The following is a 13,791-nucleotide window of genomic DNA, read 5'->3' on the forward strand; positions in this document are numbered from 1 at the left end:
CCCTCCCCCGCAGAGGGGGGAGGGAGAGGCACGTGTCATGCCTCACGCGCTTCTTACACCGCCCGTCGTCCCGGGTCAGCGCCCCGCTTGGCGCTCGCCCGCCGCCTGCCAGGCCGGATCGACCCGCAAGGCCGCGGTCTCGTGCGTCTCCTGCCAGCCCTCGACGCCCTCGGGGAACCAGCGGATGCCGGTATAGCCCTTCAGCACCAGCCGCTTGGCGGCGTTCCAGCTGCCCCAGCACTCCACATGGCAGAACACCACGACGGGCTTGGCCTTGTCGCCCCCGGTCAGCGCGGCGACGCGATCGTAGAACAGGGCCTCACGCTCGGGCGCCAGGGGCTCGGCCCCGGCCTCCGGCATCCAGACCGCGCCGGGGATCGAGGGATGCACCGGCAGCCAGAGGCGGCCGGTTGGAAAGTTCGAGGGCTTGCGGTCCGGCGCCGCCACGTCGATCAGCACCGGCTTGTCCGGCCCCGCCCTGAGGGCCGCAACCGAAGCGGCATCGACGACCGCGGCGCCTTTCAGGGTCGGCGGCGTGTAGCCGTGCGGCGGTCCGGCGTAGAGACCCTCCGGCTCGGCCACGTTGACCGGAGAATCAGCCGGCGCGGCCGCGAGGCACAGGAGCGCGGCGCAGGCCGCCGCGATCCGACCGGTCATGCGTCCTCGACCCATCGCTCAGTTCGTCGGGCTCGGCGGGGTGAAGCTGTGCTGCCAGTGGCCGCCCTGATTGTCGGACGCCGCCACCTGGATCGGCTTGCCGTCCGGCTTGAAGGCGAAATTGATCACCGGGTTGGAGGCGATCGAGATGTCGCCCGTCAGGGTGAAGACCTTCTGGTTGCCGGCCGAGACGGTGAGCTTGTCGATGTAGCGCGCCGGCGTGTAGTCCCGGGTCACCTGATTCATCTGCATGCCCGAAAAATTCGGGTGGCGGACCATGAGCGTCGCCTCGACCGGCTTGCCGGGCTGGCTCTCGGCGAACTTCATGCGCATGTCGCCCATGCCCTTCATGGCCTCCTCGTCGCTCATGCCCATCGGGGCCGAGCAGCCGCCGGACGCCTTCACGAACTGCTTGGCCTCGTAGAGCTTGCCGTCCTGCGTCTCCACCACGGCGTGCATGTCGGTGTAGTTGTTGACCCGCACGCGCAGTTTCAGCTCCGCCGGGTCGGCGGCCGGGCCGAACTCGAACTTGGCCGCGTAGGGCGCCGGATTGTCGTCGATGATCAGCGAGACCGCCTTGATCTGCCCGTCATTGGGCATGGTCAGGGTGATCGGCACCAGGGCGGCATCGAGGGCGCGCACCGGCGCGTCGATCTTCACGAGGCTGTCGGTCTGCGCGATCGGGCGATCGCCGAAGATCGATGTGGCGATCTCATGCCAGCGGGCGGCCCGCTCCTGATCGGTGTCGGAGGCGCCCGCGGCCCACGCCACGGGGGTGAGCGCCGTCGTCGCCAGGGCGAGGCCGAGGGCGAGGCTGGAGAGGGTCTTCCCGATCCTGAACGTCATGGCGTATCTCCCGATTGTCTTGGATATGGGTATCCTAAAAAAATCATTCCCACTCGAGTTCCTGGTAGGCCACGGTGACGTTGCGGCCGTTATAGGTGTCGAACAGGGCCCATTTGTCCCGCTGGTCCCGGGCGACGGTGTCGACCGCCTTCTCGATCGACACGTCCTTGGCGATCGCCGCGCGGGTGCCGTCGCGCAGCGCGGTCAGGTAGCCGGTGAGGTCGGCGAGCGCCGGGGCGAGGTCCACAGTCACCGGCCCGTGGCCCGGCACGGCGCGGCTGGGCCCCATGGCCTTCAGGCGCGCGGCTTCCGTGAGCCAGCCCTTCAGGCTGCCGTCGAGGGACGGGATCCGGTTCACGAACAGAAGGTCGGCGGGAAACAGCAGGCCGCTGCCCGAATCGATCATCGACAGATCGGACGTGGTGTGCGCCGGACCGTGCGCCGTGAAGGTCAGGCGGCGGTCCCCCAGATCGACCTCGGCCGTGTCGGCGACGGTCATCGTCGGGTAGACCACCGGGCCGGTGCGGGCCTCGCCGAGCAGGTCGATCAGGCGCTTGCGGTAGAATTCGCCCCGGGCGGACAGCGCCTCGGTGAGCTTGGCGTGGCCGATGAAGACCGGCTTGTCCTGCTCGAAGGCGCCCGCCCCGAACACGTGATCCGGATGGACATGGGTCAGCACCACGTGGGTGATCGGCTTCTGCGTGCGCTTGGCGATCTCGGCGCGCAGCCACTGGCCGTCCGCGAGGCTGCCGCCGGATTCCGTCACCAGCACGCCGGTCTTGCCGACGATGAAACCGATATTGGCGATGGCGTCGGCATTGTCGGCGGTGGCGTCAACGATCAGGCCCTTGCGCACGAAGATGCCGGGCCCGACCTCCTCCGTCGTGAAGAATTCGGCGGCGCGGCCGAGGGTCGGCAGGCAGCACAGGCACAGGCCGCCGAACAGCACGCCGCGCCGCGACAGGGCACGCTGCCCCGGAAACGCCCTCGGTTGGACGGCGGGGGCCGTCATGCCGAATCCTCCTGTTGTTCTTGTCTACCATTAGGTAGGTAGATTTTCGGTCCGTCAAGTGGCAGATAAGGGGAGGTGTGGGCCAGTCTGCACGTTCGCGTGAGCGGCACCCCGGATGAGGCTGCGATGAGGGACACCCGCGCCGAACTGCTGATCCAGGCCGAGACCTTGGTCCGGGGGCGGGGCTATGCCGGCTTCAGCTACGCCGATCTTGCGGCGGCGGTGGGCATCCGCAAGGCCAGCATCCACCACCATTTCCCCGGCAAGGTCGATCTCGGCGCCGCCCTGGTGGCGGCCTACGCGGCCCGCTACGCCGCCGCCCTGGAGGCGATCCGCACGGAGGTGGCGGACGGGCCTGGGCGGATCGAGGCCTATGGCCGGCTCTATCTCGGCGGGGTCGAGCAGGGGCTCGGCTGCCTGTGCGCCGCGCTGGCCATCGAGGGGGAGGCGCTGCCCGAGCGGTTGCGCCGGGACATCGCGGCCTTCTTCGCGGATCACCTCGCGTGGCTGGAGACGGTCCTGCGCGCGGGCCAGGCGGATGGCAGCGTCCGCGACGGGGCGGATCCGGCGGCGCTCGCCCGCTACGTCATTGCGACTTTGGAGGGGGCGCTGCTGATGGAGCGCCTGTTCGCGAGCCCGCCTGCCTTCCGGGGAACGCTGGCGGTGCTGGTCGACGGGCTCAGGCCGTCATAGGGCGGCGGAGGCGATGGCCCCTCCCCCCGGCCCGCGCCCGGGTCCGAACGCGATCGGTTCCCCGGGAGGGTCTCCGGAACAGGTGGTTTGCGGCTGGTGCGCCTCTCGCCGGCAGAGCCGCAGGCCGGACGTTCGATCTTTCGAAGCCGCGACCCGCGCGCTTTCACGGCAGGTCTCGTCATCGTAACGAAGCTTGGTCTAAAGCAGCATCCGGAGGGGCGTCCGATCGAAGGCGCCTCGGACTGTACGGGGAGCTGACTTGGCCGACGATGCCACGCTGCGCCGGCTGCTGGCCGGGATCGGCCGCGGTGAGGCGGACCGGCTTGCCGAACTCTACGATCTCACGAGCCCGAAACTTTACGGGCTGATCCTGCGTATCCAGCGCGACCGGAGCTTGGCCGAGGACGTGCTCCAGGATGTCTACATGCGGATCTGGCAGGCCGCGGGCGCCTACAGGCCGGAGGCCGGACCGCCGATGCCCTGGCTGGTCACGATCGCACGCCATCGCGCCATCGACAGCGTGCGCCGGAAGACCGAGGTGCAGGGACCGGAACTCGAGAGCGGCGAGGATTGGGTGGCACGGCTGATCGATCCGCGTGACGAGGCGGCGGCATTCCAGAATCGCGAGGCCCTCGTGGCCTGCCTCGGTCGGCTCGAACCGCTGCACCGAGATTGCGTCGTGCTGGCCTATTGCGAAGGCCGGTCGCGCGAAGAGCTGGCAAGCCACTTCGACCGGCCCGTCAACACGATCAAGACCTGGCTCCATCGGGCTCTTGCGGGTCTGAAGACCTGCCTGGAGACCGCGTCGTGACTGGGACGGGCGAGCCTGACGCCGACGACTCCGACCTCCGGGCGGCCGAGTACGTCCTCGGGACGCTCGACGCCCGCGAGCGTGCGGTGGTCGAGGGCGAGGCGGCCCGCGATCCGGTCGTTCAGGCGCGGATCCGGGCCTGGGAACAGCGGCTCAACCCTTTGGCGGAGACCGTCGGCGCCCAGATGCCGCCGCCCCGCGTGCGCGCCGCTCTGCTGCGGGCCTTGCCGAATCCGGGGTCCGCGGACGCGCGCGAGATCGATGATCTGCGCGTCCGGCTCCGGCGCTGGCGGATCGCCGCCGGGGGCGCCGGATTGCTGGCCGCCGGGCTCGCGCTGTTCCTGGCGGTCGGTCCGTCGCCCGCGCCGTCCGGTGGCCGCTATCTCGCCGTGGTACAGGGGGGCGGCACGCTCCCGGCGCTGATCGTGCAGGTGGACATGCGCACCGGCCTCGCGCAGGTCAGACCCGTCGGCGCCGAGGCGCCCGCGGATCGCAGTTTGGAGCTCTGGTATGTCGGCGCCCAGGGGCCGCGGCCGCTCGGCCTCGTCGGCGCCGGCGCGAGCCAGGTGCGGCTGCCGGCAGGGACGGCTCCGGATGGCGTGATCGCCGTCTCGGTGGAGCCGCCCGGGGGCTCGCCCACGGGTCAGCCCACGGGGCCGGTGGTCTATACCGGCAAGCTCATCGCGGAATGATGGGAATTCGCCGGTCGCGACGATTGACGATGCGGCACCCGCAGCCGCGTTGGGGCTGCGGGTGCCGCATCGCTCGGGTCGATCAGGGCATCAGCACGCCGTTGACGACGTGGATGACGCCGTTCGACTGCATCACGTTCGGGATGGTCACCGCGACGGTGTCGCCCTTCACGTCGGTGATGTAGACCTTCTTGCCCTGGGTCGAGACGGCGAGCGGCTCGCCCTCGACGGTGGTCAGCTGGTTCTGCCCGCTGGGCTTCTTGGCCAGCGCCATCAGCTCTTGGGCGGTATAGACGCCGGGGACCACGTGGTAGGTCAGGATCTTCGTCAGCGTCGCCTTGTTCTGCGGCTGCACGAGGTTCTCCACCGTGCCCGGCGGCAGCTTGGCGAAGGCGGCGTTCGTGGGCGCGAACACCGTGAATGGGCCCGGACCGTTCAGCGTGTCGACGAGGCCCGCCGCCTTCACGGCGGCGACCAGGGTGGTGTGGTCCTTCGAGTTGACCGCGTTCTCCACGATGGTCTTCTGCGCGTACATCGGCGCACCCCCGACCATCGGGTTCTTGGCGTAGGCGGCGCCGCTCGCCCCGAGGCCGAGCGCGAGGGTCAGGGCGAGGGCCTTGGCCGTGCGTCGACCCATGTTCCTGGTGAGCATCGTGTTTCCTTCCGTCCGACCCCGAAGAGCGGGGCAGCGGACCCCCTTACGGGGCCGGCGGCGGGAAAGTTTCGCCGGACGGAGGCAAACGTGCGGAGCCGCTCGAGCCGTGCCCGATCGCGTTGCACACGGTTCACGACACAAGACCAGGAAGGTTTCGAGGCGGCTGTCCAATCTAACGCCTCATCCTGAGGTGCCGGCGCGCAGCGCAGGCCTCGAAGGAGCCCTCCAGCCAGCCGCGCGATCCCTGGAGCCCTCCTTCGAGGCCCGCTGACGCGGTCACCTCAGGATGAGGGGGTTGGGTGGGATCAATGGATGGCCCTGCAACGAGGTGCTGTCGTGTACCGTGCGCGTTGCAATCGTGCGCGGCTCGAAGCTCTGGTCGGGACGCGCCCTCTTACGCCGAACCGGTGTCCACTTCGGCGGAGAGCGCTCTCATCCGCCCGGCGCCGTACCGCGCGAACCCGTCCGCCCGCAGGCGGCAGGCCGGGCAGGTGCCGCAGCCGTAGCCCCAGTCATGGCGCTGCCCGCGCTCGCCGAGGTAGCAGGTGTGGCTCTCCTCGACGATCAGGTCGACCAGCGCCCGGCCGCCCAGGGTCTCGGCCAGCCCCCAGGTCTGCGCCTTGTCGAGCCACATCAGGGGCGTGTGCAGCACGAAGCGGCGCTCCATGCCGAGGTTCAGCGCCACCTGCAGCGCCTTGATGGTGTCGTCGCGGCAATCGGGGTAGCCGGAATAGTCGGTCTCGCACATGCCGCCGACCACGTGGCGGATCCCGCGCCGGTAGGCGAGCGCCGCCGCGAAGGTCAGGAACACGATGTTGCGCCCCGGCACGAAGGTGTTGGGCAGGCCCGAGGCCTCGTAGCCGATCGCCGCCTCCCGGGTGAGCGCCGTCTCGGAGATTTTTCCCAATGCGTCGAGCGCGACCGTGTGGTCGTCGCCGAGCCGCCCGGCCCAGGCTGGGTTGATGCGGGTCGTGCCCGCGCGCAGGGCGGCGCGGCGGTCGAGCTCGACCCGGTGGCGCTGGCCGTAATCGAAGCCCAGCGTCTCGACATGGTCGAACCGGTCGAGCGCCCAGGCGAGGCAGGTCGCCGAATCCTGGCCGCCGGAGAACAGGACCAGCGCCGAACGATCGCCCGCAGACTCAGTCGCCATCGTATTCCGCCCAGGACATCGGGGTCTCGGCCACCCGCACGCGGGCGAGCCCCGGCAGGTCCGGCCGCAGCCGATGCCAGATCCAGGCCGCAATGTTCTCGGCGGTCGGGTTCTCCAGCCCCTCGATCTCGTTGAGGCAATGGTGGTCGAGCCGGGCGAGCAGCGGCCCGAAGATGGTTTCGATGTCGTAGAAGTCGATCACCCAGCCGGTGTGGGGATCGACGGGGCCGCCCACCGTCAATTCGACCCGGTAGGAATGGCCGTGCATCCGGTGGCAGCGGTGGGTCGCGGGCACGTTCGGCAGCCGGTGGGCCGCCTCGAAGGTGAAAGCTTGGGTGATCTTCATGGGCGGGCTTCGTCGCGGGCTGTGACCGATCTCGCCCCCGCCATAGCGCCGACCGGCCGTCCCGCGCAAAGGCGGGGTGTCCCGAGGCCGCCGGGAAGGGTCAGGCCCCGGCAGTCTCCTCCGACCATTGCGCATACCACGCCTTGAACAGCCGCAGCTGCGTCTCCGCGTAATGGCGCTGGCCGGCGCTTAGTTCGTCACTGGCGTTGAAGTGGAGCGCGTATTCCGGGTTCCCCTCCAGCACCATCAGGTGCTTGTAGTACAGGACGAGGTCGGGGCCCTCGTCGAAGCTCGACAGGATCGCCAGCGCGGCGTCGAGTTCCTCCGCCCGCCGGCGGGCCAGGACGTCGCCCGTGGCGGCCTTCTCGCACAGGGCGACGAGGTGCAGGACCTCCCGCGGCAGGACGTTGCCGATGCCCGTGATGGCGCCGCGGGCGCCGCAATTGACGTAGCCGTGCACCACCTGGGTATCGACCCCGACCATCAGGGTGATGTCGGGCGACTGGCCGGTGATGTGCTCCGCCGCGTAGGTCAGCGCCTGCGCGCCGCCGAACTCCTTGAACCCGACGAGGTGCGGGAACCGGTCGCGCAGGCGGAAGAACAGCTCCGCCCGGGTCTCGAAGCCGTAATAGGGGCTGTTGTAGATCACCGACGGGAGGTCGATGGCCGCCTCCAGGATGCCGGCGAAATGGGCCTCCTGCGCCGCCGCCGAGCTGCCGCGCGACAGGACCCGCGGGATAATCATCAGGCCCTGCGCCCCGGCCGCCTTGGCGTGCGCCGCGAGCGCCGCCGCCGCCTTCGGGTTCTGCGCGCCGGTCCCCACGATCACCGGGACGCCGGCCGCCAGCAGCCGCTCGACGCCCGCCATCCGCTCTTCGTCGGTCAGCAGCGGCCAATCGCCCATCGAGCCGCAATAGACCACCGCCGACATCCCGGCATCGACGAGCTCCCGCCCCTTCCGGGCGAGGGCGTCGAGATCCGGCGTGCGGTCCGGCCGGCAGGGCGTCATCAGCGCTGGGATCGTGCCGGAGAAGATCTGTCGGTCGGAGGCCATCGCCGGCTCGTCTGCAGGAAGGGGGAGCGTCCCGGCCGGCCTGGGGCCTCGCGGGGCAGCGCGACTCTCCATGCCAAAGCCGCGTGCGTCTGGCAAGAACTTTATACAATCCGGGCCGATTTGGTCGAGCCGGGCCCGTCGCCGAGGAAGGCCATCAGCGCGGCGGCGACGTGGGCGATATGGTCGACCAGCAGGGCGCAGGCGGCCGAGACATGACCGTTCCGGCACAGCCGGACGATCTCGCGGTGCTCGCGGTCGGCCCGCTCCAGCTCCGCCCCGTCCGTCGAGAGCTGCAGGCGCGTGTAGCGATCGCATTCGGCCAGGAGGGAGCCGACGAGGCCGAGGGCGCGGGGCCGCTCGGCCCGGCTGTAGAGGAGGAGGTGCAGGTCCGTATTGAGGGCGCCCCAGCGCGCCGTGGCCCCGGCCCGCAGCGCCGCGGCGTACTCGTCCAGCAGGGTGTCGGCCCGGGCGAAGTCATCGGCGGTCAGCCTGGGCGCCGAGAGGGCCAGCAGGCGCGGTTCGAGGGCGCCGCGCAGTTCCAGGGCCTCGGCGGCCTCCGCCGGCGAGAGCGGCGCCACCATGGCCCCGCGATGGGGGTGGATCCGCACCAGGCCCTCGGCCTCGAGCTGGAACAGGGCCTCGCGGACCGGGATCCGGCTGGCCCCGAACTCCGCGGCGAGGCCGTCCTGACGGAGCTGCGACCCGGCGGGATAGTGGCCGTCGAGGATGCGCTGCCGGATCTCGGCCCCGATCGAGCCCGCCATGGTCCGGTTCTTCATCGTCGCGCTCCCGATCGGTCCCGGCCGCGCCGCAGGACCCTTGACGGCGGTGCTCCGGTGTTGAAATTGTATAAAATCATTCGGGCAACGCGCCCGATCACGAAGGGGTGCCCGCGATGACGCTCGACCGCCGCCAGCTCCTGGCCGGGACCGCCTGCGCCGCCGCCGGCATCGGCCGCCCGTACCGCGCCCGGGCCCAGCCCGGCGGCAGTGTGCTGCGCTTCATCCCGTCGACGCCCCTGCCCTCCCTCGATCCGATCGTCGCCACGAGCTACGTCATCCGCAACCACGGCTACCTCGTCTACGACACGTTGTTCGCCACGGACGAGAATTTCCGGATCCAGCCGCAGATGGTGAGCGACTGGCAGACCGCGCCCGACGGCCTGCGCTGGACCTTCCACCTCCGCGACGGCCTCAGCTTCCACGACGGCACGCCCGTCGAGGCCAGGGACTGCACCGCGTCGATAGCGCGCTGGTCCAAGCGGGACGCGTTCGGCCAGACGCTCGCGGGCTTCGTGGCGGAATACGGCCGCAAGGACGCGCGGACCTTCACCATCAGCCTGAAGCAGCCGTTCCCCCTCCTGCCGGCGGCGTTGGGCAAGCTGTCGTCCAACGTGCCCTTCATCATGCCGGAGCGCATCGCCCTGCAGGACGCCTCCAAGCCGATCGCCGACGCCACGGGATCCGGGCCCTGGCGCTTCGCGGCGCGGGAATGGATCCCGGGCCAGAACGCGATCTACACCCGCCACGCCGGCTACCGCCCGCGCGAGGAGGCGCCGTCCTGGGCGGCCGGCGGCAAGGTCGCGAAGGTCGACCGGATCGAGTGGCTCGCCATCACCGAGGCATCGGCGGCGGTCGGCGCGATGATCCAGGGGGCGGTCGACTGGTACGAGCAGCCGGCGATCGACCTGATCCCCGTGCTCAAGGGCAAGCCGGGGATCGAGATCCGCAACGTCCCGCTCGGGCTGATCCTGCTGATGCGGTTCAACCACACGCAGCCGCCGTTCAACAATCCCGAGATCCGCCGGGCCGTGATGATGGCCATGAAGCAGGACGACTACATGCAGGCGGTGGTCGGCGACCCCGAATACTACCGGGAGGCCAAGACCTTCTTCACGCCGGGCTCGCCGATGTCGACCGGCGCCGGCGGGGCCGCCGCCATGCAGGCGGACCTCGCCAAGGCCAAGGCGATGCTGGCCAAGGCCGGCTACAAGGGCGAGACAGTCGTGCTGCTGGCCCCGGCCGACCAGCCGATCGCCTACAACCAGTCGCTGGTGACACAGGACCTGCTGAAGCAGCTCGGGATGAACGTCGATCTGGTCTCGACCGACTGGGGCAGCTTCATCGCCCGCCGCGGCAATCGCGGGCCGGTCGATGCCGGCGGCTGGTCGGTCTTCCACACGCTCTGGTCGGGCGCCGACGTGCTGAACCCGGCCCTGCATCCGCTGATCCGGGCCAACGGCCCGGCCGCGTGGTTCGGCTGGCCGGACGACCCGACGCTGGAGGCGCTGCGGAGCGAATGGATCGCGACGGGCGACGAGGCGCGCCAGAAGGCGCTGGCCGCGCAGATCGAGGAGCGGGCCTTCTCGGTCGTGCCCTACGCCCCGGCCGGTCTCGTGCAGCAGCCGATGGCGATCAGCACGAAGCTCAAGGGCATGGTCATGGCCCCGGTCCAGTTCTTCTGGAACATCGAGAAGACCGGCTGATCGGGGGATTCCAAAGGGACGAGTCCCTTTGGTGGGGTATCGGGGTGAAACCCCGACGAACGTGTCCTCTGCCCCCTTGGAGGGGGGCGAGGACACGTACCGCAGGGCTCTGCCCTGCACCCGCGAAAGGTCCCGGATCAGCGCTTTCGAGGTGTTGGCCTCGCGAACGTTTGCGACGACGCCTGACGTTTCCTCAGCACGCGCCCTTTCCCGGACGCCTGGAACGCAGTGGAAGGTGATCCGGGATCCAGCCCGAAAGAGCACCGCCGCAGCGGCACAGTCTGGTTTAGGCGGACGCTTCGCGACGTCTTGCGCTAGGTCCCGGGTCGCATTCCGCTGGCGCTGCATGCGCCCGGGAAAGGGGCGGTGCCTCCCATGAGATCCCTCGGCACCTCGAATGGGCTGGGTCGCGGACGTTTGGAAATCGGGACTTCGACGTTCCGAGGTAACCCGCCCCGACGCGTCAGGCCGTGGGCGCCGCTCCCTTCCCGGAAACCCCCGCCTGCGCGAAGGTCGCCATGCCGGTGTGGCAGGCCAGCGCCCCCTTGAGCACACCCATCGCCATGGCGGCACCCGAGGACTCGCCGAGGCGCATGCCGAGCGCCAGCAGCGGCACGAGGCCGAGCCGCTCCAGCACCTCCGCGTGGACACCCTCGGCCGAGACGTGGCCGGCCAGGCAATGGTCGAGGGCGGACGGGTCGGCGGCGTGCAGCACGGCCGCCGCGGCGGTGGCCACGTAGCCGTCAATCACCACTGGAATCCGCTGCAGCCGCGCGGCCAGGATCGCCCCCGCCATGGCGGCGATCTCCCGGCCGCCGAGGCGGGCCAGCACCTGGAGCGGGTCGCCGAGATGCCCGGCATGGTGGGCCAGCGCCGCCTCCACGGCCGCGACCTTCCGGCTTAAGCCTTCCCGGTCGACGCCCGTGCCCTGCCCGACCCAGTGGGCCGGATCGCCGCCGAACAGGGCGGCGTAGAGGGCCGCCGCTACGGTGGTGTTGCCGATCCCCATCTCGCCGATGCCGAGGCAGTCGGTGCCCGCGGCCACCGCCTCCATGCCGAACGCCATGGTGGCGACCGTCGCGCGCTCGTCGAGGGCCGGCCCTTCCGCGATGTCGCCGGTCGGCATGTCGAGGGCGAGGTCGAACACCTTGAAGCCGAGCCCGTAGGCCGCGCAGATCTGATTGATCGCCGCCCCGCCCGCCGCGAAATTGTCGAGCATCTGCCGGTTGACCGCATCCGGGAAGGCCGAGACGCCCCGGCGGGTCACCCCGTGGCTGCCGGCGAAGACGCAGACCAGCGGCCGGTCGAAGCTCGGGGGCGCCTTGCCCTGCCAGCCCGCGAGCCAGGTCACGAGGCTTTCGAGCCGCCCGAGGGCGCCCGCGGGCTTGGTCAGGGTCGCGTCCCGGGCCGCGACGGCTTCCTCCGCCTCCCGGTCGGGGCCGGGCATGGCCTTCAGCAGGTTGCGGATGTCGTCGAACGGGCCTGGATCAGGCATGGGCGATGATTTCCTGTGGGTGCAAGCCGGCGGGGAGACGGAGCGGGAACAGGCCGCGTATACTGGACCGGCTCGCCCGAGACGAGCGAGGCCGGAGACCGCGATGGACAGGCAGACCGGCGGCGAGGCCGACTGGCCCGGGCGCGCCGCCCTCTACGACCTCGCCGGGTGCCTGCGTTTCTATTCCCGCCTGCCGGTGCCGCAACTGCCCGGCGAGCCGGACCCGCATCGCAGCCCCGACTTCACCACCCTCCCCCGGATGCTGCCGCTGGCCGGCCTCCTCCTCGCCCTGCCGGCCGCCCTGGTGCTGGCGGCGGCGTGGTGGATCGGGCTCGGGCCGTTCCTGGCCGCGACGCTGGCGGTCGCGACCCTGGTGGTGGCGACCGGCGCGCTGCACGAGGACGGGCTCGCCGACGTAGCCGACGGTTTCGGTGGCGGCGCCACCCGGGAGCGCCGCCTGGAGATCATGCGCGACAGCCGCATCGGCGCCTATGGCGGGGCGGCCCTGGTCCTGTCGCTCGCCCTGCGCATCGGCGCCTTGGCGACGCTCCTCGACCGCACCGGCTACGCCGCCGTCACCGCCCTGATCCTGGCCGCCGCGCTGTCGCGGGTCGCCGCCCTCGCGCCGATGGTTCTGCTGAAGCCGGCGCGTCCGGGCGGGCTCTCCGCCTCGGTCGGGCGGCCCGACCGGGCGAGCCTCGCCACCGCGCTCGGGCTCGGTCTGGCGCTGGCGCTGGTTGCGTGTCTCTGCGGCCTGCCGCTCGGCGGCGTCGCGCTGATGATCCTGGGCGCCGGACTTTCGGCCCTGGGCCTGACCCGGCTGGCGCGGCACAAGATCGGCGGCCAGACCGGGGACGTGATCGGCGCCTGCCAGCAGGTGGCCGAGATCGCCGCGCTGGTGGTTTTGGTGGCGGCGGTAACGGATTAACGCACCGGTGACGGTCATCACCCGGCCACGATCCGCCGGCCAAGGTTCCCCGATGCCGCCCGTGCAAAAACCCTCCTCGCCCTGCACCAAGGTCTGCGTGCTCGACGCCCCGACCGGCCTCTGCTGCGGCTGCGGCCGGACCCGCGACGAGATCGCCGCCTGGGGCACGATGTCGGAGGTCGAGCGCCGCATCATCATGGCCGGGCTGGAAGCCCGGATGCGCGCGGCTCACCTGATCCCGCCGGAGGGGGCCCTGCCGTCATGATCTACCTCGGGCTCGCCGCGATCGCGCTGGTCCTCGTCGCCCTGGTCGTCAGCGACGGCAGCGGCAGCGTCGGCGACGTGATCGGGCCCGATCAGCTCGCGAGCCTCGCCTGGACGGGGATGATCCTGATCCTGGTGGTGGCGGGGTTCTGGCGGCAGTTCACGGCGCGCCTCGGCGCGAACCTGCGGGCGCTGCTCGCCTGGGCGCTCCTCGGCCTCGCCCTCGTGATCGGCTACAGCGAGCGCGACCGGATCCAGGGCGTCAGCTCCCAGGTGCTCGGCGCGGTGCGGCCCGGAACCGCGACCACGCGCGCCGACGGCGCCGTCACGATCGTCCGGCGGGCCGACGGCGACTTTCGGCTCGAGGCCGAGGTCAACGGACGGGCGCAGCCGTTCCTGTTCGACACGGGCGCAAGCAGCGTCGTCCTGACCGCCGGGAACGCCGCCGCCCTCGGGCTCACCCCCGCAGCGTCCGACTTCACGGCCCGCGTCTCCACCGCCAACGGCATCACCTACGCGGCCCCGGTTCAGCTCGACTCGCTCAGCGTCGGAACGATCACCGAGCGGCGTGTGAACGCCATGGTGGCCAAGCCCGGGGCGCTCTCGGCCAATCTCCTCGGCCAGACATTCCTGGCCCGGCTCTCGGGTTACGAGGTCCGGGGAGACCGCCTGATCCTGAGCCCGCCGTGATACCGAAGGCCCG

Annotated in this window: 16 protein-coding genes; 7 read left to right on the forward strand and 9 right to left on the reverse strand. The window is 71.0% G+C overall.

All coding sequences use genetic code 11. The features are described from left to right. Positions 1-75: 75 nt before the first annotated feature. From MKK75_RS26125 to MKK75_RS26135, 3 genes are read right to left on the reverse strand one after another with little or no spacing between them, the layout of a single operon-like run. Positions 76-672, reverse strand: a complete 597-nt coding sequence (locus MKK75_RS26125; RefSeq protein WP_244045401.1) for a rhodanese-like domain-containing protein — start codon at positions 670-672, stop codon at positions 76-78. Positions 673-675: 3 nt separating this feature from the next. Then, entirely contained in the window at positions 676-1,503 is an 828-nt protein-coding gene (locus tag MKK75_RS26130; RefSeq protein WP_244045402.1) for a quinoprotein dehydrogenase-associated SoxYZ-like carrier, read from the reverse strand. Positions 1,504-1,546: 43 nt separating this feature from the next. Then, positions 1,547-2,515 carry a quinoprotein relay system zinc metallohydrolase 2 gene (locus tag MKK75_RS26135; RefSeq protein ID WP_244045403.1) on the reverse strand — a complete coding sequence of 323 codons (969 nt, stop codon included), beginning with the start codon at positions 2,513-2,515 and terminating at the stop codon, positions 1,547-1,549. Between the two features lie 126 nt (positions 2,516-2,641). On the opposite strand from MKK75_RS26135, the gene MKK75_RS26140 reads away from it, so the two are divergent. The 3 genes from MKK75_RS26140 (at position 2,642) to MKK75_RS26150 (ending at position 4,711) form a co-directional block, all read left to right on the forward strand. Continuing rightward, positions 2,642-3,208 carry a TetR/AcrR family transcriptional regulator gene (locus tag MKK75_RS26140; RefSeq protein WP_244045404.1) on the forward strand — a complete coding sequence of 189 codons (567 nt, stop codon included), beginning with the start codon at positions 2,642-2,644 and terminating at the stop codon, positions 3,206-3,208. Positions 3,209-3,467: 259 nt separating this feature from the next. Continuing rightward, positions 3,468-4,019: a sigma-70 family RNA polymerase sigma factor gene (locus MKK75_RS26145; RefSeq protein WP_244045405.1), complete on the forward strand. Its 552-nt coding sequence runs from the start codon at positions 3,468-3,470 to the stop codon at positions 4,017-4,019. Then, a complete protein-coding gene (locus MKK75_RS26150; RefSeq protein WP_244045406.1) occupies positions 4,016-4,711 on the forward strand; it encodes an anti-sigma factor domain-containing protein in 696 nt (231 codons plus the stop codon). The genes MKK75_RS26145 and MKK75_RS26150 overlap by 4 nt, the downstream gene beginning before the upstream one ends. A gap of 82 nt (positions 4,712-4,793) precedes the next feature. Here the strand turns inward: MKK75_RS26150 and MKK75_RS26155 are convergent, their stop codons facing one another. The 5 genes from MKK75_RS26155 to MKK75_RS26175 all read right to left on the reverse strand — a co-directional run bounded on the left by MKK75_RS26155 (position 4,794) and on the right by MKK75_RS26175 (position 8,695). Further along, entirely contained in the window at positions 4,794-5,363 is a 570-nt protein-coding gene (locus MKK75_RS26155) for a fasciclin domain-containing protein (protein ID WP_244045407.1), read from the reverse strand. 397 nt (positions 5,364-5,760) lie between these two features. Then, entirely contained in the window at positions 5,761-6,516 is a 756-nt protein-coding gene (queC, locus tag MKK75_RS26160; RefSeq protein WP_244045408.1) for a 7-cyano-7-deazaguanine synthase QueC, read from the reverse strand. After that, the gene (gene queD / locus MKK75_RS26165; protein ID WP_244045409.1) at positions 6,506-6,862 is read right to left on the reverse strand and encodes a 6-carboxytetrahydropterin synthase QueD; all 357 of its coding nucleotides are present in this window, start codon (positions 6,860-6,862) and stop codon (positions 6,506-6,508) included. The genes queC and queD overlap by 11 nt, the downstream gene beginning before the upstream one ends. A 100-nt stretch (positions 6,863-6,962) precedes the next feature. Next, a complete protein-coding gene (locus MKK75_RS26170; RefSeq protein ID WP_244045410.1) occupies positions 6,963-7,916 on the reverse strand; it encodes a dihydrodipicolinate synthase family protein in 954 nt (317 codons plus the stop codon). A 101-nt stretch (positions 7,917-8,017) separates the two neighbouring features. Next, entirely contained in the window at positions 8,018-8,695 is a 678-nt protein-coding gene (locus MKK75_RS26175) for a GntR family transcriptional regulator (protein ID WP_244045411.1), read from the reverse strand. Positions 8,696-8,811: 116 nt separating this feature from the next. Between MKK75_RS26175 and MKK75_RS26180 the strand changes: the two genes are divergently transcribed. Next, positions 8,812-10,401, forward strand: coding sequence for an ABC transporter substrate-binding protein (locus MKK75_RS26180; protein ID WP_244045412.1), 1,590 nt, complete (start codon positions 8,812-8,814; stop codon positions 10,399-10,401). A gap of 463 nt (positions 10,402-10,864) precedes the next feature. On the opposite strand, the gene cobT is transcribed toward MKK75_RS26180, so the two are convergent. Continuing rightward, a complete protein-coding gene (gene cobT / locus MKK75_RS26185) occupies positions 10,865-11,896 on the reverse strand; it encodes a nicotinate-nucleotide--dimethylbenzimidazole phosphoribosyltransferase (RefSeq protein WP_244045413.1) in 1,032 nt (343 codons plus the stop codon). A 103-nt stretch (positions 11,897-11,999) separates the two neighbouring features. Between cobT and cobS the strand changes: the two genes are divergently transcribed. The 3 genes from cobS to MKK75_RS26200 are packed head-to-tail and all read left to right on the forward strand — an operon-like array spanning position 12,000 to position 13,778. After that, on the forward strand, positions 12,000-12,824 hold the full coding sequence (gene cobS / locus MKK75_RS26190; RefSeq protein ID WP_244045414.1) for an adenosylcobinamide-GDP ribazoletransferase: 825 nt from the start codon (positions 12,000-12,002) through the stop codon (positions 12,822-12,824). Positions 12,825-12,876: 52 nt separating this feature from the next. Next, on the forward strand, positions 12,877-13,089 hold the full coding sequence (locus MKK75_RS26195; protein WP_244045415.1) for a DUF1289 domain-containing protein: 213 nt from the start codon (positions 12,877-12,879) through the stop codon (positions 13,087-13,089). Continuing rightward, positions 13,086-13,778 carry a TIGR02281 family clan AA aspartic protease gene (locus tag MKK75_RS26200; RefSeq protein WP_244045416.1) on the forward strand — a complete coding sequence of 231 codons (693 nt, stop codon included), beginning with the start codon at positions 13,086-13,088 and terminating at the stop codon, positions 13,776-13,778. Before MKK75_RS26195 ends, MKK75_RS26200 begins: the two co-directional genes overlap by 4 nt. The last annotated feature ends 13 nt before the right edge of the window (positions 13,779-13,791 follow it).

Source organism: Methylobacterium sp. J-030 (assembly GCF_022829545.1).
In the GTDB taxonomy this organism is placed as follows: Bacteria; Pseudomonadota; Alphaproteobacteria; order Rhizobiales; family Beijerinckiaceae; genus Methylobacterium.

Coding starts and splice junctions, on each gene's coding strand:
- cobT (WP_244045413.1), bottom strand. CDS start 11,896: ATGCCTGATCCAGGCCCGTTCGACGACATCCGCAACCTGCTGAAGGCC.
- MKK75_RS26180 (WP_244045412.1), top strand. CDS start 8,812: ATGACGCTCGACCGCCGCCAGCTCCTGGCCGGGACCGCCTGCGCCGCC.
- MKK75_RS26175 (WP_244045411.1), bottom strand. CDS start 8,695: ATGAAGAACCGGACCATGGCGGGCTCGATCGGGGCCGAGATCCGGCAG.
- MKK75_RS26200 (WP_244045416.1), top strand. CDS start 13,086: ATGATCTACCTCGGGCTCGCCGCGATCGCGCTGGTCCTCGTCGCCCTG.
- MKK75_RS26170 (WP_244045410.1), bottom strand. CDS start 7,916: ATGGCCTCCGACCGACAGATCTTCTCCGGCACGATCCCAGCGCTGATG.
- queC (WP_244045408.1), bottom strand. CDS start 6,516: ATGGCGACTGAGTCTGCGGGCGATCGTTCGGCGCTGGTCCTGTTCTCC.
- MKK75_RS26130 (WP_244045402.1), bottom strand. CDS start 1,503: ATGACGTTCAGGATCGGGAAGACCCTCTCCAGCCTCGCCCTCGGCCTC.
- MKK75_RS26140 (WP_244045404.1), top strand. CDS start 2,642: ATGAGGGACACCCGCGCCGAACTGCTGATCCAGGCCGAGACCTTGGTC.
- queD (WP_244045409.1), bottom strand. CDS start 6,862: ATGAAGATCACCCAAGCTTTCACCTTCGAGGCGGCCCACCGGCTGCCG.
- MKK75_RS26195 (WP_244045415.1), top strand. CDS start 12,877: ATGCCGCCCGTGCAAAAACCCTCCTCGCCCTGCACCAAGGTCTGCGTG.
- MKK75_RS26155 (WP_244045407.1), bottom strand. CDS start 5,363: ATGCTCACCAGGAACATGGGTCGACGCACGGCCAAGGCCCTCGCCCTG.
- MKK75_RS26135 (WP_244045403.1), bottom strand. CDS start 2,515: ATGACGGCCCCCGCCGTCCAACCGAGGGCGTTTCCGGGGCAGCGTGCC.
- cobS (WP_244045414.1), top strand. CDS start 12,000: ATGGACAGGCAGACCGGCGGCGAGGCCGACTGGCCCGGGCGCGCCGCC.
- MKK75_RS26125 (WP_244045401.1), bottom strand. CDS start 672: ATGGGTCGAGGACGCATGACCGGTCGGATCGCGGCGGCCTGCGCCGCG.